Genomic DNA, 20901 nt, shown 5'->3' on the forward strand with positions numbered 1-20901 from the left:
ATTAGAAGAATGCGTTCTCCTGTGGGAGCGAGCCTGCTCGCGATTGGCTGCGAAGCGGCCACCTGCCATCCATCTGTATAGAAGTTGTAACTGTGCGAACCGGATCATTAAAGTTAGAGTCTGATGGTTTCACGCAGGCTCGGACCTTAACCCCTGCGCATCGTCCAAGGAGTTTTCATGCACACATTTCGCCGCAGCGCCGCCCTTCTTGCCCTTGGCGCTGGCACCCTCGCCAGCCTCCCGGCCCTGGCCGCCGACGAGCTGCATTACAACCAGATCGCCCTGCGCGCCGAAGTCAGTCAGGAAGTGGCCCGCGACCTGATGATCGTGACCCTCTACACCGAAGAACAGAACAGCGACCCGGCCAAACTCGCCGCCGACGTCAGCACCACCATGAACAAGGCGCTGGCCCAGGCCAAGCAGGTCAAGGACATCACCCTGCGCCAGGGCAGCCGCAACAGCTACCCGATCTACGACACCAAGGGCCAGAAAATCACCGGCTGGCGTGAGCGCGCCGAACTTCGCCTGGAAAGCTCCGACTTCGCCGCCCTGTCGAAACTGACCGGCGAATTGCTTACCGACCTGAAAATGGGCGGCATGGACTTCGCCATCGCCACGCCAACCCGCAAGGCCAGCGAAGACGCCCTGCTTAAAGAAGCCGTGACCGCTTTCAAAGCCCGTGCGCAATTGGCAACTGACGCACTGGGTGGCAAAGGCTACAAAATCGTCAACCTGAACCTCAACAGCAACGGTTACCCACAGCCGTACATGCGTGGGCCGATGATGATGAAAGCCGCGAGCATGGACAGCGCGCCGGTAACACCGGAAGTTGAAGCGGGCACCAGCCAGGTCAGCATGACGGCGGATGGGGCGATTGAAGTGTTGATGCCTTGATTCGCTAACCCATACAGGAAACGGCGATCACTTGGGTGATCGCCGTTTTTTTTGCCAGGCCAAAACCCGCTGAGTGCCTACAATATGGGTTAGGTATATATAAGTAACACCGCGCACCAACCGGGTGCGCCAGACACTCCGGTCGCCCTTTGCGGTGCGCCGGTTGCACCGTAAAAAACCTGCGCAAACGGTCAAATGCGCAGGTATTTATACATTTGCGACATTAAGGTACGTTCGTGCCACTGTTTAAGGCTTGTTGCTGATCGGGATCTTGCATTGGGTATGGCCCCTGCATAAGTATCCGCAGGCACGACTCACGAGGTCGTCCTCTAATTCCAAAAATGACAACAAATCATGAGGCCACCATGCTTAAACACGCGGTCATTCCGTTTTTAGTCGGCGCGAGCTTGTTAGCCAGCGCACCTTTCGCCCAAGCGGCGACTAACCTGGTGTTCTGCTCCGAAGGGAGCCCGGCCGGTTTTGATCCTGGTCAGTACACCACCGGAACCGACTTCGACGCCTCTGCAGAAACCATGTTCAACCGCCTGACTCAATTCGAGCGCGGCGGCACCGCCGTTATTCCTGGCCTGGCGACCAGCTGGGACATTTCCCCGGACGTGCTGACCTACACCTTCCACCTGCGTGAAGGCGTCAAGTTCCACACCACCCCGTACTTCAAACCGACTCGTGAGTTCAACGCCGACGACGTGCTGTTCACCTTTAATCGCATGATTAACAAGGATGACCCGTTCCGCAAAGCGTACCCGACCGAATTCCCGTACTTCACCGACATGGCCATGGACACCAACATCGCCAAAGTCGAGAAGGTTGACGATCACACTGTCAAATTCGTCCTGAACAGCGTTGACGCAGCCTTCATCCAGAACCTGGCCATGAGCTTCGCCTCCATCCAGTCCGCCGAGTACGCTGCCCAGCTGCTCAAGGAAGGCAAGCCCGGCGACATCAACCAGAAGCCGATCGGCACTGGCCCATTCGTGTTCAAGAGCTACCAGAAAGACTCCAACATCCGCTACACCGGGAACAAGGATTATTGGAAGCCTGAAGACGTCAAGATCGACAACCTGATCTTCGCCATCACCACCGACCCGTCGGTACGTATCCAGAAGCTGAAGAAAAACGAGTGCCAGATCACCCTGTTCCCTCGTCCTGCCGACCTCAAGGCACTGCGCGAAGACAAGACCTTGAAGCTGCCGGAACAGGCCGGGTTCAACCTGGGTTACATCGCCTATAACGTCATGCCCGTGCTCAAGGGCCGCACCGACAATAACCCGTTGGCCGACCTGCGGGTCCGTCAGGCGCTGGACATGTCGGTGAACAAGGCACAGATCATTGATTCGGTGTATCAGGGCGCCGGCCAGCTGGCCGTCAACGCCATGCCGCCCACCCAGTGGTCCTATGACACCACCATCAAGGATGCCAAATACGATCCTGAGAAAGCCAAGGAGCTGCTCAAGGAAGCCGGCATCAAGGAAGGGACGCAGATCACGCTGTGGGCCATGCCGGTTCAGCGTCCGTATAACCCGAACGCCAAACTGATGGCTGAAATGCTGCAGTCGGACTGGAAGAAAATCGGTCTGAACGTCAACATCGTCAGCTACGAATGGGGCGAGTACATCAAGCGTTCCAAGGGCGGCGAGAACCAGGCGATGATCATCGGCTGGAGCGGTGACAACGGTGACCCGGACAACTGGCTCAACGTGCTGTTCGGCTGCGACTCGCTGAGCGGCAACAACTTCTCCAAATGGTGCGACAAGGACTTTGACAAACTGGTCAAGGATGCCAAGAAGACACCTGACCAGGCCAAGCGCACCGAACTGTACAAGCAGGCGCAACACCTCCTCAAAGACCAGGTTCCAATGACACCTATCGCTCACTCGACGGTGTTCCAACCCATGCGCGCCAACGTGCAGGATTTCAAGATCAGCCCATTCGGCTTGAACTCCTTCTACGGCGTCAGCGTCAGCAAATAAGGTGGTGCAACGGCGACGTTGTTGACGTCGCCGTTGCGTTATCTACCGAGAAGCAGGAATTTGCCTACATCCTGATCCACTGCGTACTACAGCAGCGGTTTCGGACGTGTTGCCTTTTCCCACAAGTCTTTCGGACTTTACGTATTTACTGCCGGACCCACGGTTCCATACCGTCGGGATCTGACCAGTTGATCCGTGGGCTCTCGGTTATTGCTGCACGTCATGGCTTGAGATCAGTGAGGCCTCCACGTCCCCGGACGGGAAAAGTCTCATTGTCAAAAACACTAAACAAGAGGGAGCGTCATGCGCCATTCCTTGGTTTTATCCGCATTACTGGGCACCGGCCTGTTGGCCGCCACGTCCATCAGCCAGGCCGCCAGTAACAGCCTGGTGTTCTGCTCCGAAGGCAGCCCGGCTGGCTTCGACACCGCGCAGTACACCACCGCGACCGACAACGACGCCGCCGAGCCGTTGTACAACCGACTGGCAGAGTTCGAAAAAGGCGCCACCAACGTAGTACCCGGTCTGGCAACCAGCTGGGATATCTCCGAAGACGGCCTCAAGTACACCTTTCACCTACGAGAAGGGGTGAAATTTCACACAACCGCTTACTTCAAACCGACCCGTGACTTCAATGCCGATGACGTGCTGTTCACGTTCAATCGCATGCTCGATCCGCAGCAACCCTTCCGTAAGGCTTACCCGACCGAATTCCCTTATTTCAACGGGATGAGCCTGAACAAGAACATCGCCAAGGTCGAAAAGACCGGGCCGCTGACCGTGGTCATGACGCTCAACAGCGTGGACGCCGCGTTCATCCAGAACATCGCCATGAGTTTCGCCGCCATTCTTTCGGCCGAATACGCCGATCAGTTGCTGGCGTCCGGCAAACCGAGCGACATCAACCAGAAACCGATCGGCACTGGCCCGTTCGCGTTCAAGAGCTACCAGAAAGACTCCAATATCCGTTACACCGGCAACAAGCAGTACTGGGACCCGAGCCGGGTCAAGCTCGACAATCTGATCTTCGCCATCAACACCGACGCCTCGGTGCGGGTGCAGAAGCTCAAGGCCAACGAGTGCCAGATCACCCTGCATCCGCGCCCTGCCGACGTGACCGCGCTGAAGAACGACGCCAGGCTCAAGCTCATCGAGAAGCCTGGTTTCAACCTCGGCTACATCGCCTACAACGTGCGTCACAAGCCGTTCGACCAGCTCGAAGTGCGCCAGGCACTGGACATGGCGGTGAACAAGCAAGGCATTCTCAACGCCGTCTACCAGGGCGCCGGCCAACTGGCGGTCAACGCCATGCCGCCAACCCAGTGGTCCTACGATGACACCATCAAGGACGTCGCCTACAACCCGGAAAAAGCCAAGGAATTGCTCAAGGCCGCCGGTGTGAAAGAAGGCACCGAAATCACCCTCTGGGCGATGCCGGTCCAGCGTCCTTATAACCCCAACGCCAAATTGATGGCCGAGATGCTCCAGGCCGACTGGGCGAAGATCGGTCTCAAGGTCAAGATTGTCAGCTACGAATGGGGCGAGTACATCAAGCGCACCAAGAATGGCGAACACGACGTCAGCCTGATTGGCTGGACCGGTGACAATGGCGACCCGGACAACTGGCTCGGCACGCTTTACAGCTGCGACGCCATTGGCGGCAACAACTACTCCATGTGGTGTGATCCGGCTTACGACAAGCTGATCAAGCAGGCCAAGGTCGTCACCGACCGTGACCAGCGCACCGTGCTCTACAAACAGGCTCAGCAACTGCTCAAGCAGCAAGTGCCGATCACGCCTGTCGCCCACTCGACGGTCAACCAGCCGTTGAGCGCCAAAGTCGAAGGATTCAAGGTCAGTCCTTTCGGCCGCAACGTGTTCTCGGGTGTCAGCCTGGAAAAATAACCGATTAGCCAGAACCGCTGGGGGCGCTTGCGCCCTCACGCAGGCGTATTGCCGTAATTCATCAAATCGGCCTGCTGCAAACGTTTGCGATGCCTTGAATGTGTTCAAACCAATAGCCGGATCACCATAAAAAGACCGGCAATAAAAAAAAAAGAAACCGAGGAGCTTCACCCATGAAACTGAGCAGCACCGCGTTATTGGCCCTGGCCATCAGCAGCGTCACCGCCACGGCGTACGCAGAATCCCAAAGCCAGGCGTTCACCCCGGTTACCGTGAAAGAGAAAAGTGCCCAAAGCGCAGCCACCGGCTTCGTCGAAGGTCAGTCGATCAGCGGCACCACGCGTAACTGGTATGCGAACGAGCAACTGAAACGGGGCGGCCAGTTCGCTTACAAGAAAAACGGCGTGTCGACCGATACGGATCGTCGGATCAACTGGGTGCAGGGCACCATCATCAAGTACAACTCCGGTTTCACCGAAGGCACCGTGGGCATCAGCACCGAAGTGGCGGCGTACAACGCCATTGCCCTGGATCGTGATCGCAAGGACCTGGCGTCCAACAACGGCGGTGCACCGGGCACGCGTCCAGGCGCGGGCAACAACCGTACCCTGACCGAAGAAGGCGGCGACGCCGTAGACCAGTGGAGCAAGCTCGGCCTGGCCAACGTCAAGGCCCGTGTCTCCAACACCACCCTGACGGCCGGTCGCCAGAACTTCAGCAGCCCGATGGTCGATGTGATCGGTAACCGTGCGTTGCCTTCGAGCTTCGAGGGTGTGAGCCTGCACAGCGAAGAGCTGGAGAACCTGTCCTTTGACCTGGGCACCTTCGATCGCAACTCTCCGCGTATGGAGCAAAGCCAGCGCAAATTCCGCACCGAATATGCCAACGGCATCGTTGAAAGCGATCACGTCCACACCGCAGGCATCACCTACACGCCATTTGCCAGCCTGACCACCAGCCTCTGGGCCACCCAGGCCGAAGACATCTGGAACCAGTACTACTTCGGCGCCAGCCATGTGCTGGGCGACAGCCAGGTTTTGAGCCTGACCACCGGCCTGAACTACTACAAGACCCAGGAAGAAGGCAAAGCGCTGATCGGCAATATCGACAACGACACCTACTCCCTGTCATTCGGCCTGACCCACCAAGCCCACAGCCTGACCTTCTCGTACCAGGAAATTAACGGTGACGAGTACTTCGACTACCTGCACGAAACCAACGGCATCTACCTGGCCAACTCCCTGCTGTCGGACTTCAACGGCCCGAACGAGAAATCCTTCCAGGTGGCCTACGGTCTGAACATGGCCGAATACGGCGTACCGGGCCTCAAGTTCAACCTCTACAGCGCACGCGGCTGGGGTATCGACGGTACTCACTACAAGGGTAACGAAGGCGTTGCGGGCAAAGGTTACGACGGCATCCAGGCCCAGGATGGCGAACACCACCAGGAATACGGAATCGGCGCTGCGTACGCGGTGCAGAGCGGCCCGCTCAAAGCCACCGCTATCCGCGCGACCTACACGACTCACCGCGCCAGCGAAAACCAGGCGGATGGCAGCATCAACGAGTTCCGTCTCGTGACCACCATCCCGTTCAACATTCTGTAAAACGCCAGCCAGACGGCTGACTCGTCACGAGTCGGCCATCTGGATGCGGTCTTTTAACCGATTGCAGAGGGTTCTTGATGAAAATGCTCCCCCTACGTGCGGCCATCGCTGCCGCGTTGCTGAGTGTCGCTGTTGGCGTCTCGGCCAAACCCCTGGTGGTCTGCACCGAAGCCAGCCCCGAAGGCTTCGACATGGTCCAGTACACGACTGCAGTCACCGCCGATGCAGTGGCTGAGACTATCTTCAATCGCCTGGCGGACTTCAAGCCCGGTACCACTGAAGTGATTCCGGCTCTGGCCGACTCCTGGGACATCAGCGAAGACGGTCTGACCTACACTTTCCACCTGCGCAAAGGCGTCAAGTTTCACACCACCGACTACTTCAAGCCGACCCGCGACATGAATGCCGACGACGTGGTCTGGAGTTTCCAGCGTCAGCTGGACCCGAAACACCCGTGGCACAACAAATCGAGCGTGGGCTTCCCGTACTTTGAAAGCATGGGCTTCAAAGAACTGCTCAAAAGCGTCGAGAAGGTCGACGACAACACGGTCAAATTCACCCTGACCCGTCGCGAAGCGCCGTTCCTGGCCGACATCGCCATGGCCTTCTCCTCGATCTATCCCGCCGAGTACGCCGACCAGTTGCTCAAGGCCAACAAAACCGGCGACCTGAACAGCAAACCGGTCGGTACAGGCCCGTTCATCTTCCAGCGTTACGCCAAGGACGCTCAGGTCCGCTTCAAGGCCAACCCGGACTACTTCCGTGGCAAGCCACCGGCAGACTCGTTGATCCTGGCGATTGCCACCGACAACAACGTGCGCTTGCAAAAGCTCAAGGCCAACGAATGCCAGATCGCCTTGTATCCGAAACCGGATGACATCCCGAGCATCAAGAACGACACCAAGCTGAAGGTCGACGAACTGAACGCGATGACCGTCGCGTACATCGCCATCAACACCACGCACAAATACCTGAGCGACGTGCGCGTACGTAAAGCCATCGACATCGCCTTCGACAAGGAAGCGGCCGTCAACGCGCTGTTCGGCAAAGGCAATGCGACTGCCGCAGTCAACCCGTTCCCGGACACTCTGCTGGGCTACAACCATAACCTCAAGAACCCGCCCCGTGACCTGGACAAGGCCCGCGCCCTGCTCAAGGAGGCTGGCGTACCTGAAGGCACGGTATTCACCCTGTTTACCCGCAATGGCGGTGGCGCGACCAACCCTAACCCGATGCTCGGCGCGCAGATGATGCAGGCCGACCTGGCCAAGGTCGGGATCAAGATCGACATCCGCGTGATGGAATGGGGCGAAATGCTCAAGCGCGCGAAAAACGGCGAGCACGACATGGTGTCCGCCGGATGGGCGGGCGATAACGGCGACCCGGACAACTTCCTGACGCCTATGCTCAGTTGCGAGGCGGCCAAAAACGGCGAAAACTACGCGCGATGGTGCAATGAGCAGTTCCAGGCGCTGATTGATGAAGCAAGGGCTAAAGTGAACCCTGCCGAACGCGCGGCGCTCTATGAGCAAGCCCAGGCCATTTTCAACCAGGACCAGCCATGGATCAGCATCGCGCATACCCGTATGTTCACCGCAATGCGCAACAACGTAGAGGGCTATCAAATCAGCCCGCTCACCACTAATAACTTCGCCACCACTTCGGTGAAGTAGATAAGAAAATTCCCGGCGTCCCTGACCCCAGGGACGCCGGGCACGCCTAACCGGCTGATGAGGTACACCACACGATGTTTAGTTTTATTGCCCGCCGACTGGGGTTGTTGATCCCTACGTTCTTCGGCATCACCTTGCTGACTTTCGCGCTGATTCGCATGATTCCGGGCGACCCCGTGGAAGTGATGATGGGTGAACGTCGGGTCGACCCCGAAATGCATGCTCAGGCAATGGAACGCCTTGGTCTGAATAAACCCCTGTATGCCCAGTACCTGGATTACATTGGCAAACTGGCCCAGGGCGATCTCGGCGAGTCCCTGCGGACCCGGGAAAGCGTCTGGACCGAGTTCAGTTCCCTCTTCCCTGCGACCCTGGAGCTGTCCATGGCCGCCCTGCTGTTCGCCGGCATCCTGGGCCTGCTGGCCGGGGTGATCGCGGCACTCAAGCGAGGATCCCTGTTCGACCATGGGGTGATGGGCATCTCCCTGGCGGGATATTCGATGCCGATCTTCTGGTGGGGCCTGATCCTGATCATGTTCTTCTCGGTGTCCCTGGGCTGGACCCCGGTGTCCGGGCGGATCGACCTGCTCTACGACATCGAGCCGCGGACCGGTTTCATGCTCATCGACACGCTGCTGGCCGATGACGTCGGTGCATTCTTCGATGCCCTGCATCACCTGATCCTGCCGGCCATCGTGCTCGGCACCATCCCGCTGGCGGTGATCGCGCGGATGACCCGTTCGTCGATGCTCGAAGTGCTGCGTGAAGACTACATCCGTACCGCCCGCGCCAAAGGCCTGTCGCCGTCGCGCGTGGTCTTTGTTCACGGCCTGCGCAACGCGCTGATTCCGGTACTGACCGTGGTCGGCCTGCAAGTCGGCACATTGCTGGCCGGTGCGGTCCTGACCGAAACCATCTTCTCCTGGCCCGGCATCGGCAAATGGCTGATCGAAGCCATTGGCGCACGGGACTATCCCGTGGTGCAGAACGGCATCCTGTTAATCGCCTGCCTGGTGATTCTGGTCAACTTCGTAGTAGACATCCTCTACGGCTTTGCCAACCCACGCATTCGTCACCAGCGCTGAGATCATCATGACCATGACCACTCCAATTCCAGCGGTAGCAGTCGATCAAAGCCTGCTGTACCCGTCGCCGTACAAAGAATTCTGGCACGCCTTCTCCCGCAACAAAGGCGCCGTCGCCGGCCTGATGTTCATGCTGCTGGTGATTTTCTGCGCGATCTTCGCGCCGTGGGTCGCGCCGCATAACCCGAGCGAGCAATACCGCGACTTCCTGCTGACCCCGCCGTCCTGGCTGGAAGGTGGGCAGATCCAGTTCCTGCTCGGCACCGATGAACTGGGTCGCGACCTGCTGTCGCGGCTGATCCACGGTTCGCGCCTGTCCCTGCTGATCGGCTTGTCGTCGGTGGTGATGTCGCTGATCCCCGGGATCCTGATGGGGCTGTTCGCCGGGTTCTTCCCGCGTATTTTAGGCCCGACCATCATGCGTCTGATGGACATCATGCTGGCCCTGCCCTCCCTGCTGCTGGCCGTGGCGATTGTCGCCATCCTCGGCCCTGGCCTGATCAACACCATTATTGCCATCGCCGTGGTTTCGTTGCCGTCCTACGTTCGTCTGACCCGCGCCGCGGTGATGGGCGAACTGAACCGCGACTACGTGACCGCCGCGCGCCTGGCCGGTGCCGGTCTGCCACGCCTGATGTTCGTCACCGTACTGCCCAACTGCATGGCGCCGCTGATCGTTCAGGCCACCTTGAGCTTCTCCTCGGCGATTCTCGATGCCGCGGCGCTGGGCTTCCTCGGCCTTGGCGTACAACCGCCAACCCCTGAGTGGGGCACCATGCTGGCTTCGGCTCGCGACTACATCGAACGCGCCTGGTGGGTCGTCAGCCTGCCTGGCTTGACCATTTTGCTCAGCGTGCTGGCAATCAACTTAATGGGCGACGGCCTGCGCGATGCGCTGGACCCGAAACTCAAGAACGCCGCCTGAGGAGATTCAAATGTCACTGTTAGAAATCAAGAATCTCAACGTTCGCTTCGGCGACAAAAACGCCGTTCCGGTGGTCGACGGGCTCGACATCTCCGTGGACAAGGGCGAAGTATTGGCCATCGTTGGCGAGTCGGGTTCGGGTAAATCCGTGACCATGATGGCGCTGATGGGCCTGATCGAGCACCCGGGGATTGTCACCGCCGACGCGTTGAATTTCGACGGCAAGAACATGCTCAAGCTCAGCAACCGTCAGCGTCGGCAGATCGTCGGCAAAGACCTGGCCATGGTCTTCCAGGACCCGATGACCGCGCTGAACCCGAGCTACACCGTCGGTTTCCAGATCGAAGAAGTGCTGCGCCTGCACCTGAAGATGTCCGGCAAGCAAGCCCGCGCCCGCGCCATCGAACTGCTGGAAAAAGTTGAAATCCCGGGCGCCGCCAGCCGCATGAACGCCTACCCGCATCAACTGTCCGGCGGCATGAGCCAGCGCGTTGCGATTGCCATGGCGATTGCCGGCGAACCGAAACTGCTGATCGCCGACGAACCGACCACTGCGCTCGACGTGACCATTCAGGCGCAGATCATGGACCTGCTGCTGGCCCTGCAGAAAGAACAGAACATGGGCCTGGTGCTGATCACCCACGACCTCGCGGTCGTGGCCGAAACCGCCCAGCGCGTGTGCGTGATGTACGCCGGCCAGGCCGTTGAAGTCGGCCAGGTGCCACAACTGTTCGACATTCCGGCGCACCCTTACAGCGAAGCCCTGCTCAAAGCCATTCCGGAACACAGCCTGGGGGCCGCGCGCCTGTCGACGCTGCCGGGTATCGTTCCCGGTCGTTACGACCGTCCGCAAGGCTGCCTGCTGTCGCCGCGCTGCCCGTATGTGCAGGACAACTGCCGCACCCAGCGTCCAGCCCTTGACCAGAAAAGCAACAGCCTCGCCCGCTGCTTCTACCCATTGAATCAGGAGGTGGCGTAATGGCCGTCGTACTTACCGCCCGCAACCTGACCCGTCACTACGAAGTGTCCCGCGGCCTGTTCAAGGGCCACGCCACCGTGCGCGCCCTGAATGGGGTGTCGTTTGAACTGGAAGCCGGCAAGACCCTCGCCGTCGTCGGCGAATCGGGTTGCGGCAAATCCACCCTGGCCCGTGCCCTGACCCTGATCGAAGAGCCGTCCTCCGGCTCCTTGAAAATCGCCGGGCAGGAAGTCGCCGGCGCCGACAAGGCCCAGCGCAAGCAGCTGCGCAAAGACGTGCAGATGGTGTTCCAGAGCCCGTACGCCTCGTTGAACCCGCGGCAGAAAGTCGGTGATCAGTTGGCCGAACCGCTGCTGATCAACACCAACCTGAGCGCCGCGGAACGCCGCGAGAAAGTCCAGGCGATGATGAAGCAGGTAGGCTTGCGTCCTGAGCACTACCAGCGTTATCCGCACATGTTCTCCGGCGGTCAGCGCCAGCGGATCGCCCTGGCCCGGGCGATGATGCTGCAACCGAAAGTGCTGGTGGCGGACGAACCGACTTCCGCGCTGGACGTGTCGATTCAGGCCCAGGTGCTGAACCTGTTCATGGATTTGCAGCAAGAGTTCAACACCGCCTACGTGTTCATCTCCCACAACCTGGCCGTGGTGCGTCACGTGGCCGATCACGTGATGGTGATGTACCTCGGCCGCCCCGTGGAAATGGGTCCGAAAGAAGACATCTACACCCGTCCTCTGCACCCTTACACCCAGGCGCTGTTGTCGGCGACACCGACCATCCACCCCGATCCGGACAAGCCGAAAATCAAGATCGTCGGCGAATTGCCCAACCCGCTGAACCCGCCGTCCGGCTGCGCGTTCCACAAGCGCTGCCCGTACGCGACCGAGCGCTGCAGCACCGAAGAGCCGGCCCTGCGCCTGGTCGACAGCCGGCAGGTGGCGTGCCACTACGCCGAGCAATTCCTCGACGGCGCGCCGTAAAAACAATGTGGGAGCGAGCCTGCTCGCGAAGGCGGTCTGTCAGTCGACAATGATGTTGACTGGCATAACGCATTCGCGAGCAGGCTCGCTCCCACAGGGGTGATTGATCGGCTCACGAACCTCTTCTACTCCGACGGCGTATCCGTCGGTGCGAAAGAGGTTTTCTTTTGTTTGCGTTTTACGTCTGGCTGTCGTCCTCGCCCTCGTCACCGTCCATCGAATCGTCATCACCCGCGCTGCCAGCCTGGCCCTGGTCACCGGGCTCTGATTCGGATTTGGCGATCATCGTCTCGCTCTGCGTGCCCTGCCAATTCCAGGCCTGTTTGTCATGCTCCTGACATTCCGCCCACGCCGCGGACGAACCCAGGGATAGCAACACCAACACCTTCAGCAACAAAACACCGCGTAGAAACATGCTCATAGCCGATTCCCTCCTGCCCACGACGAACCCGGATGCCGTGGCGTTTGTGCGAGATTCAGTTGCAATCGAGCGGGTTCTCAAAGTAGGACGTTGATGATCGCCGGGAAATGCCACGGGTGCAGAGAATGGTTTTGCATAAACGCTATGGCGAATGGTTATTTAACAGGCATTAGATGCCCCTTGTAGGAGCAAGCTCGCTCCTAGTTTTGTTCAATATGTCGGAAGAAGGTCAAAACAATGGATCTGTTACAAACATTACTCGAACTCGAACAACGCTTGCTGTCACAAACCACCCGAGGCGATGCCGAAGAAATTTCCCGGCGATCGCCGACGACTTCAACGAATTCGGTGCCAGTGGCGGCATCTGGAGCAAAGCTGACCTGGTCGAGCAATTGCCTTGTCAGCCATTCTTTCAACGCACCATCAGCGAATTCGCCGTCAAACCTCTCTCGGGGGATACGGCCCTGGTGACCTATCAATGTCACACCGACGCAAGCAACAGCTTGCGCAGTTCAGTTTGGCGAAAGCAGGACGAGCAATGGCAGATGGTTTTCCATCAAGGGACCTGTATTCCGAAAGGATGACCGTCGACCGCGAGGTTTTCCACGGCCTTGACCCGGAACTCCGACAAGGGCGAAGCCATGACAACTTCGCCCTTATCTATATTCATCATGATACATGCCCCACACACTTAACCGCCCCAACCAGGCTTTGCATAAGTGCGCAATGGCAGACATATCAGGAATTAACTTTTACACTGCGTCAAGTGACGAATAAACATTACACACTCAATATGCAATACCCCTTTATGTGCTTGCTATCTGAACTTTGATGCGCCATGAAATCAAACTGAATGAATGCCTTTTTTTGCGACGTACTGAAATATCCGGTAACGAAACCTTTGCCGTTTTGCCAATCATTACCAAAATATTTATAAGAGGCCGTGATATTCCCTCCAAAAGGAACATCGATACCCCAAAACTCTGGCGTTTTTTGGAATTGAATATAAACACCTGTTTCGTTGTGAGAAGTACTGGTGTTACGCCCCACAAAAACCGCAAAGTCACCACCCGCCGGATCAAAATGAGCGTATTTATAAGCTGGGACGACAACCACACCACCATCTACCGTGTATTCAAATTTTCCAGTAGCGTTTAGCAAAGCTTGTTCGATTTCCTGAATATCCAACATAATATTACTCTCCATGTTTTGGCATCCGAAGGCACATGCCTTCTACTTCAAAAGTAAGATACATGGCATTCAGCGGCAACTGTCAAAGTTGATAGTTGACATATCAAAATCCTTCCAAAACTAAAAAGCCCTACGGATAAATCCATAGGGCTTTTTAGTTCAAGCAAGAGACGCCTGCGTTTAGTGGTGCTCACGCGTCGCGCGGAATTTCACGTCCGGCCAGCGCTCTTCCATCAGCGCCAGGTTGACCCGCGTCGGGGCCAGGTAGGTCAGGTGACCGCCGCCGTCGATGGCGAGGTTTTCCACAGCCTTGATCTGGAACTCTTCGAGCTTCTTCTTATCGCTGCAATCGATCCAGCGCGCGGAATAGACGGTGATCGGCTCATAGGAGCACTCGACCTTGTATTCCTCTTTCAAACGGCTGGCGACCACATCGAACTGCAGCACGCCGACGGCGCCGAGGATGATGTCGTTGCTGCGCGTCGGGAAGAACACTTGAGTCGCGCCCTCTTCCGCCAGTTGCTGCAGACCCTGACGCAGTTGCTTGGATTTCAGCGGATCACGCAGACGCACGCGACGGAACAGTTCCGGGGCGAAGTGCGGGATGCCAGTGAAGCCCAGGACTTCGCCTTCGGTGAAGGTGTCGCCGATCTGGATGGTGCCGTGGTTGTGCAGGCCGATGATGTCGCCGGCAAACGCTTCTTCCAGTTGCTCACGCTCGGAGGAGAAGAAGGTCAGCGCATCGCCGATCCGCACGTCCTTGCCGGTGCGCACGTGGCGCATTTTCATGCCTTTTTCGTACTTGCCGGAGCAGATCCGCATGAAGGCGATACGGTCGCGGTGTTTCGGGTCCATGTTCGCCTGGATCTTGAACACGAAGCCGGCGAATTTCTCTTCGACCGGTTCCACGGTACGCTCGTTGGCCACGCGGGCCAGCGGTTTCGGCGCCCAGTTGACCACGGCGTCGAGCACGTGATCGACACCGAAGTTGCCCAGTGCAGTACCGAAGAATACCGGGGTCAGTTGGCCGTCGAGGAATTCCTGCTGATTGAATTCGTGGCAGGCACCCTGCACCAGTTCCAGCTGGTCGACGAAGCGATCGTACTCGTCGCCCAAGTGCGCGCGGGCTTCATCGGAATCTAGCTTCTCGATGATTCTCACATCGGTGCGCTCGTGGCCGTGACCGGCGGTGTACACGATGATGTAGTCGTCGGCGAGGTGATAAACGCCCTTGAAGTCGCGGTAGCAGCCGATCGGCCAGGTGATCGGCGCCGCCTTGATCTTCAGGACCGCTTCGATTTCGTCGAGCAGTTCGATCGGGTCGCGGATGTCACGGTCGAGTTTGTTGATGAAGCTGACGATCGGCGTGTCACGCAGACGGCAGACGTCCATCAGGGCGATGGTCCGAGGCTCTACACCCTTACCGCCATCGAGGACCATCAAGGCCGAGTCCACCGCCGTCAGGGTGCGGTAGGTGTCTTCGGAGAAGTCTTCGTGGCCCGGGGTGTCGAGCAGGTTGATCATGTGCTCGCGATACGGGAACTGCATGACCGACGTGGTAATGGAAATACCCCGTTGTTTTTCCATTTCCATCCAGTCGGAGGTGGCATGGCGGTCGGACTTGCGTGATTTCACCGTGCCAGCAATCGCAATCGCCTTGCCCATCAGCAAGAGCTTCTCAGTGATGGTGGTCTTACCGGCATCGGGGTGGGAAATAATGGCGAAAGTGCGGCGTTTCGCGACTTCGGCGGCCTGTTTGGTCATGGGAAATCGCCTGGCAGGTGATTCAAAAAAGGGCCGCGATTATAGCCCAACTTGTAGCAAGAACCGAACCGTTGAGCACATTAGGGGTGGCCAAATGCTGCTTCAGATGGGAACCTTTTAACGCGTGGAGGCGTCCACTCCCCTGTTACGACTATTCGTCAGGGTTGAAAAATCAGCAAGTTAGCCTGACGAGGCTGCGCTTATGGCTCGATTTCATGCGGTTTCACCAGCATGAAGAGCTGCTTCTCGCGAACGTCGATTTTCCCGGCAGCCAGGAATGGCTAGTGGCCGTGGTGATCAGTTCTGTGGGCCCACAGAACTGATCACCACGGCCACCCACCACACGGGACTGCGTCCGCCGACTGAACAAAAGGAGTCCGCCTGTGGCTATTCGCTATGGCAAGGGGCTGATAGGAGGTGCGGTTGTCGTCGCCCTCCTGGCCCTGCTGGTCCATTGGATTGGCATCAACACGATCGAACATTACCGCGACGATTTGTTGTTTTACCTGCAAGCTCATCTGATTCTCGTCCTCGTTTCCATGCTGGCCGCCCTTGTTGTGGGCATACCCGCCGGCATCTTCCTCAGCCGCCCGACCATGGTTGGACGCGCCGAACGCTTCATGCAGATCTTCAACATCGGCAACACCGTGCCGCCTCTCGCCGTACTGGCCATCGCCCTGGGCATCCTCGGCATCGGCAGCGGCCCCGCGATCTTCGCCCTGTTCCTCGCCTCGCTGTTGCCGATTGTGCGCAACACCTATGAAGGCCTGAAAAACGTCCAGGGTTCGCTCAAGGAAGCGGCCGTCGGCATCGGCATGACACCGACCCAGGTGTTGTGGCGGGTCGAACTGCCGAACGCTGTGCCGATCATCATCGGTGGTGTGCGCGTGGCGCTGGCGATCAACGTGGGTACCGCCCCTCTGGCGTTCCTGATCGGCGCCAACAGTCTGGGTAGCCTGATTTTCCCCGGCATCGCCCTGAACAATCAGCCGCAACTGATGCTCGGCGCGGCCTGCACTGCCCTGCTGGCCTTGCTGCTCGACGGACTGGTGACACTTGCCAGCCGCCTCTGGCTCGAACGCGGGCTGCGCCCGTCTTAAGCCTCGGCAAAGGAACTAACATGAAAAAACTATGCTTATTTTTAGGCTGCGCCCTGCTGTTCGCAGGATTTGCCCAAGCCGCTGAAAAACCCGTGATCCGCATCGGCGCCAGGGTGTTCACCGAACAAACCCTGCTCGCGGAAATCACCTCCCAGTACCTGCGCACCAAGGGTTACGACACCCAGGTGACCGGCGGTCTGGGCAGTAACCTCGCCCGCAGCGCTCAGGAAAGCGGCCAACTGGACCTGATATGGGAATACACCGGCGTGTCGCTGGTGGCTTACAACCACATCACCGACAAACTCGACAGCGCTCAGTCCTACGCCCGGGTGAAAGAACTCGACGCGAAAAAAGGCCTGATCTGGCTCACCCCGTCGAAGTTCAGCAACACCTACGCTCTGGCATTGCCGGAAAACACCGCGAAGGCTTATCCGCAGATCAACACCATTAGCGAGCTGAACACGGTGATGCAGGCTGAGGCGAAGACCAACCACCTCGTCGCCCTGGACACCGAGTTCACTAACCGTTCCGACGGCATGGCCGGCATGGTCGACCTCTACGGCATGAACCTGACCCGCAAAAACACCCGCCAGATGGATGCCGGGCTGGTCTACACCGCCTTGCGCAATGGTCAGGTGTTCGCGGGTCTGGTCTACACCACCGACGGTCGCTTGAACGCGTTCAAGCTCAAGTTGCTGGAGGACGACAAGCACTACTTCCCGGATTACACCGCCGCACCGGTGGTACGTCAGGCCTACCTCGACGCCCATCCGAAACTGGCGGAAGAAATCAAACCGCTGGCCGAGCTGTTCGATGACGCCACCATGCGTGCGCTGAATGCACGGGTCGATGTCGATCACGAAAGCCCTTCATCCGTTGCCGCAGATTTCCTGCGCCAGCACCCACTCAACTGAGGAGGAAAAGACATGGAATTTCTGAACGCCTTTTCCCATCTCGACTGGGCGCAGGTCGCGCAATTGACCTGGCAGCACATCACCCTGGTCGGCATCGCCGTGACCCTGGCGATTCTGGTCGGCGTGCCGCTGGGCATCCTGATGACGCGTTTCCCGACGCTCGCCGGTCCCTTGCAAGCCAGCGCCACCGTGTTGCTGACCGTGCCGTCGATTGCCCTGTTCGGCCTGCTGCTGCCGTTCTACTCGAAATTCGGCCAGGGCCTGGGCCCGATGCCGGCGATCACGGCAGTGTTTCTGTATTCGCTGCTGCCGATCATGCGTAACACCTACCTGGCCCTGACCGGCGTCGAACCCGGCATTCGCGAAGCCGCCCGCGGCATCGGCATGACCTTTGGCCAGCGCCTGCGCATGGTCGAACTGCCGATTGCCGTGCCGGTGATCCTCGCCGGTGTGCGCACCGCCGTGGTCATGAACATTGGTGTGATGACCATCGCCGCGACCATCGGCGCCGGTGGCCTCGGTGTACTTATTCTCGCTTCAATCAGCCGCAGCGACATGTCGATGCTGATCGTCGGCGCCGTGCTGGTCAGTCTCCTGGCCATCTTCGCCGACCTGCTTCTGCAATGGCTGCAACGCACGCTGACTCCAAAAGGACTCCTGAAATGATCGAACTTCAAAACCTCAGCAAGACCTTCCAAAGCAACGGCAAAGATGTGAAAGCCGTGGACTCGGTAAGCCTGACCGTCAATGAAGGCGAGATCTGTGTGTTCCTCGGGCCATCGGGCTGCGGCAAAAGCACCACGCTGAAGATGATCAACCGCCTGATCAAGCCGACCTCGGGCAAGATCCTGATCAATGGCGAAGACACCACTGACCTCGACGCTGTAACCCTGCGTCGCAACATCGGTTATGTGATCCAGCAGATCGGCTTGTTCCCGAACATGACCATCGAGGAAAACATCACCATCGTTCCGCGCCTGCTGGGCTGGGACAAGCAGAAATGCCACGACCGCGCCCGCGAGTTGATGAGCATGATCAAGCTCGAGCCCAAGCAGTATTTGAATCGTTACCCGCGTGAGTTGTCCGGTGGCCAGCAACAGCGGATCGGCGTGATTCGTGCGCTGGCGGCCGATGCGCCGCTGCTGTTGATGGATGAACCGTTCGGCGCGGTCGACCCGATCAACCGCGAGATGATCCAGAACGAGTTCTTCGAGATGCAACGGGCGCTGAACAAGACGGTGATCATGGTCAGCCATGACATCGACGAAGCGATCAAGCTGGGTGACAAGATCGCGATCTTCCGCGCCGGCAAGCTGCTGCAGATCGACCATCCGGACACCTTGCTCGCGCACCCGGCGGACGACTTTGTCAGCAACTTCGTCGGCCAGGACAGCACGCTCAAGCGGCTGTTGCTGGTGAAAGCCGAAGATGCGGCGGACAACGCGCCGTCGGTGAGCCCGGAAACGCCGGTGGCTGAAGCGCTGGAATTGATGGATGAACTTGACCGTCGTTATGTGGTTGTCACTGACGGTGAGAACAAGGCGATGGGTTATGTACGGCGTCGCGACCTGCACCGTCAGACCGGCACTTGCGCGCAATACCGGCGCGAGTTCAACGCCACCGCGGCGTACGACGAACATTTGCGCATCCTGCTGTCGCGCATGTACGAGTTCAACCGTTCGTGGCTGCCGGTGATGGATGCCGAGCGGGTGTTCCTGGGTGAAGTGACCCAGGAATCGATTGCCGAGTATTTGAGTTCCGGCAAGTCCCGTGGCGGCAAGACCAGCATCGTTTCGCCTGCCGAGACTGCGGTCGCCTGATCTGACGCCATCGCGAGCAAGCTCGCTCCCACAGGGTTCCTGGTGTACACAGCATTTGTGTACGACAGAAATCACTGTGGGAGCGAGCTTGCTCGCGATTGGGGGCACCACAAATCCCCGCTGAATCCCCGCAAATATCCCTCCTACGGGAACATCACACTGTCACGCAGGTCCGTTACATCAGTAGATGTCCGGGACCGCACGACGGAAGCGTGCAATAACGCGACATTTTTTGTTGATCTCAAGCCCCTCACGCCCTAAAGTTCGCGCCGAACGTCCATGCTGGAAACGATCCATCCGGCTCAAGTACTGACGACGAGACAGCAAGGCCAAGGGAAAGCACCGCCTCCCGTGGCCTTTTTGCTTTCGGCGACATGCCTTGGGAAGTAGGCGAACCAAAGTGGGGATACGGAGGACGTTCATATGCACCCATTGTTAATTTCAGTTTGCCAGTAGGAGTTCCCAGCATGTCGATCAATGTCGATGATTATTTCTCGCGCGATACCTTCCAGAAAATGAAGGCGTTCGCCGACAAGCAAGAAACCCCGTTCGTGGTCATCGACACCGCGATGATCAGCCAGGCCTACGACGACCTGCGCGCCGGTTTCGAATTCGCCAAGGTCTACTACGCGGTCAAGGCCAACCCGGCCGTCGAGATCATCGACCTGCTCAAAGAGAAAGGCTCGAACTTCGACATCGCGTCGATCTACGAGCTCGACAAAGTGATGAACCAGGGCGTCGGCCCGGATCGCATCAGCTACGGCAACACCATCAAGAAATCCAAGGACATTCGCTACTTCTACGAGAAGGGCGTGCGTCTGTATGCCACCGACTCCGAAGCCGACCTGCGCAACATCGCCAAGGCCGCACCGGGTTCGAAAGTCTACGTGCGCATCCTCACCGAAGGCTCGACCACCGCCGACTGGCCTCTGTCGCGCAAATTCGGCTGCCAGACCGACATGGCCATGGACCTGTTGATCCTCGCCCGTGACCTGGGCCTGGTGCCTTACGGCATCTCGTTCCACGTCGGCTCGCAACAGCGCGACATCAGCGTCTGGGACGCGGCGATCGCCAAGGTCAAAGTGATCTTCGAGCGCCTGAAGGAAGAAGACGGCATCGTGCTCAAGCTGATCAACATGGGCGGTGGCTTTCCGGCCAACTACATCACCCGCACCAACAGCCTGGAAACCTACGCCGAAGAAATCATCCGCTTCCTCAAGGAAGACTTCGGTGACGACCTGCCGGAAATCATCCTGGAACCCGGCCGCTCGCTGATCGCCAACGCCGGCATTCTGGTCAGCGAAGTAGTGCTGGTTGCGCGTAAATCCCGTACCGCCGTCGAGCGCTGGGTGTACACCGATGTGGGCAAGTTCTCCGGCCTGATCGAAACCATGGACGAAGCCATCAAGTTCCCGATCTGGACCGAAAAGAAAGGCGAAGTGGAAGAAGTGGTCATCGCCGGCCCGACCTGCGACAGCGCTGACATCATGTACGAAAACTACAAGTACGGTTTGCCGTTGAACCTGGCCATTGGTGATCGTATGTACTGGCTGTCGACCGGTGCCTACACCACCAGTTACAGCGCGGTTGAATTCAACGGCTTCCCGCCGCTGAAGTCGTTCTACGTGTAAGCGCTCTACGCAGCAATCAAA

Annotated in this window: 18 protein-coding genes; 15 read left to right on the plus strand and 3 right to left on the minus strand. The window is 58.5% G+C overall.

Translation table 11 applies throughout. From position 1 onward, the window contains the following. The first annotated feature begins 177 nt into the window (after window positions 1-177). The 9 genes from ACA067_RS28140 (at window position 178) to ACA067_RS28180 (ending at window position 12039) form a co-directional block, all read left to right on the plus strand. Complete coding sequence (locus ACA067_RS28140; RefSeq protein WP_497459462.1) at window positions 178-894, plus strand: SIMPL domain-containing protein; 717 nt, start codon at window positions 178-180, stop codon at window positions 892-894. A 365-nt stretch (window positions 895-1259) separates the two neighbouring features. After that, on the plus strand, window positions 1260-2885 hold the full coding sequence (locus tag ACA067_RS28145) for an ABC transporter substrate-binding protein (RefSeq protein WP_497459463.1): 1626 nt from the start codon (window positions 1260-1262) through the stop codon (window positions 2883-2885). A 303-nt stretch (window positions 2886-3188) separates the two neighbouring features. After that, window positions 3189-4790, plus strand: coding sequence for an ABC transporter substrate-binding protein (locus ACA067_RS28150; protein ID WP_497459464.1), 1602 nt, complete (start codon window positions 3189-3191; stop codon window positions 4788-4790). 173 nt (window positions 4791-4963) lie between these two features. Beyond that, window positions 4964-6397, plus strand: coding sequence for an OprD family porin (locus ACA067_RS28155; RefSeq protein ID WP_497459465.1), 1434 nt, complete (start codon window positions 4964-4966; stop codon window positions 6395-6397). Window positions 6398-6474: 77 nt separating this feature from the next. After that, complete coding sequence (locus tag ACA067_RS28160) at window positions 6475-8070, plus strand: ABC transporter substrate-binding protein (protein WP_497459466.1); 1596 nt, start codon at window positions 6475-6477, stop codon at window positions 8068-8070. A 74-nt stretch (window positions 8071-8144) separates the two neighbouring features. Further along, complete coding sequence (locus ACA067_RS28165) at window positions 8145-9155, plus strand: ABC transporter permease subunit (protein ID WP_064679756.1); 1011 nt, start codon at window positions 8145-8147, stop codon at window positions 9153-9155. A gap of 13 nt (window positions 9156-9168) precedes the next feature. Further along, window positions 9169-10080: an ABC transporter permease subunit gene (locus ACA067_RS28170; RefSeq protein ID WP_497462858.1), complete on the plus strand. Its 912-nt coding sequence runs from the start codon at window positions 9169-9171 to the stop codon at window positions 10078-10080. 10 nt (window positions 10081-10090) lie between these two features. Next, window positions 10091-11059 carry an ABC transporter ATP-binding protein gene (locus tag ACA067_RS28175; RefSeq protein ID WP_497459467.1) on the plus strand — a complete coding sequence of 323 codons (969 nt, stop codon included), beginning with the start codon at window positions 10091-10093 and terminating at the stop codon, window positions 11057-11059. Further along, window positions 11059-12039 (plus strand): peptide ABC transporter ATP-binding protein, encoded by a 981-nt coding sequence (locus ACA067_RS28180; RefSeq protein WP_497459468.1) that lies wholly within the window; start codon window positions 11059-11061, stop codon window positions 12037-12039. The genes ACA067_RS28175 and ACA067_RS28180 overlap by 1 nt, the downstream gene beginning before the upstream one ends. A gap of 178 nt (window positions 12040-12217) precedes the next feature. Here the strand turns inward: ACA067_RS28180 and ACA067_RS28185 are convergent, their stop codons facing one another. Beyond that, a complete protein-coding gene (locus ACA067_RS28185) occupies window positions 12218-12460 on the minus strand; it encodes a hypothetical protein (RefSeq protein WP_497459469.1) in 243 nt (80 codons plus the stop codon). 215 nt (window positions 12461-12675) lie between these two features. Between ACA067_RS28185 and ACA067_RS28190 the strand changes: the two genes are divergently transcribed. Then, complete coding sequence (locus ACA067_RS28190) at window positions 12676-13044, plus strand: nuclear transport factor 2 family protein (protein WP_497459470.1); 369 nt, start codon at window positions 12676-12678, stop codon at window positions 13042-13044. 196 nt (window positions 13045-13240) lie between these two features. Here ACA067_RS28190 and ACA067_RS28195 read toward each other — a convergent pair whose 3' ends face one another. Both ACA067_RS28195 and ACA067_RS28200 read right to left on the minus strand, forming a co-directional pair. Next, the gene (locus tag ACA067_RS28195) at window positions 13241-13651 is read right to left on the minus strand and encodes a hypothetical protein (RefSeq protein ID WP_497459471.1); all 411 of its coding nucleotides are present in this window, start codon (window positions 13649-13651) and stop codon (window positions 13241-13243) included. A gap of 180 nt (window positions 13652-13831) precedes the next feature. Further along, window positions 13832-15415: a peptide chain release factor 3 gene (locus ACA067_RS28200; protein WP_497459472.1), complete on the minus strand. Its 1584-nt coding sequence runs from the start codon at window positions 15413-15415 to the stop codon at window positions 13832-13834. A gap of 383 nt (window positions 15416-15798) precedes the next feature. On the opposite strand from ACA067_RS28200, the gene ACA067_RS28205 reads away from it, so the two are divergent. From ACA067_RS28205 to ACA067_RS28225, 5 genes are all read left to right on the plus strand, one after another. Further along, window positions 15799-16515, plus strand: a complete 717-nt coding sequence (locus ACA067_RS28205) for an ABC transporter permease (protein WP_128871943.1) — start codon at window positions 15799-15801, stop codon at window positions 16513-16515. 20 nt (window positions 16516-16535) lie between these two features. Next, window positions 16536-17429, plus strand: coding sequence for a glycine betaine ABC transporter substrate-binding protein (locus ACA067_RS28210; protein ID WP_497459473.1), 894 nt, complete (start codon window positions 16536-16538; stop codon window positions 17427-17429). A 12-nt stretch (window positions 17430-17441) separates the two neighbouring features. Beyond that, window positions 17442-18095: an ABC transporter permease gene (locus ACA067_RS28215; protein ID WP_064679765.1), complete on the plus strand. Its 654-nt coding sequence runs from the start codon at window positions 17442-17444 to the stop codon at window positions 18093-18095. Continuing rightward, on the plus strand, window positions 18092-19249 hold the full coding sequence (locus tag ACA067_RS28220; protein ID WP_497459474.1) for an osmoprotectant ABC transporter ATP-binding protein OsmV: 1158 nt from the start codon (window positions 18092-18094) through the stop codon (window positions 19247-19249). The genes ACA067_RS28215 and ACA067_RS28220 overlap by 4 nt, the downstream gene beginning before the upstream one ends. A 467-nt stretch (window positions 19250-19716) precedes the next feature. Further along, window positions 19717-20880 carry a type III PLP-dependent enzyme gene (locus ACA067_RS28225; RefSeq protein ID WP_497459475.1) on the plus strand — a complete coding sequence of 388 codons (1164 nt, stop codon included), beginning with the start codon at window positions 19717-19719 and terminating at the stop codon, window positions 20878-20880. The last annotated feature ends 21 nt before the right edge of the window (window positions 20881-20901 follow it).

It is taken from the genome of Pseudomonas sp. LBUM1674, assembly GCF_059695635.1.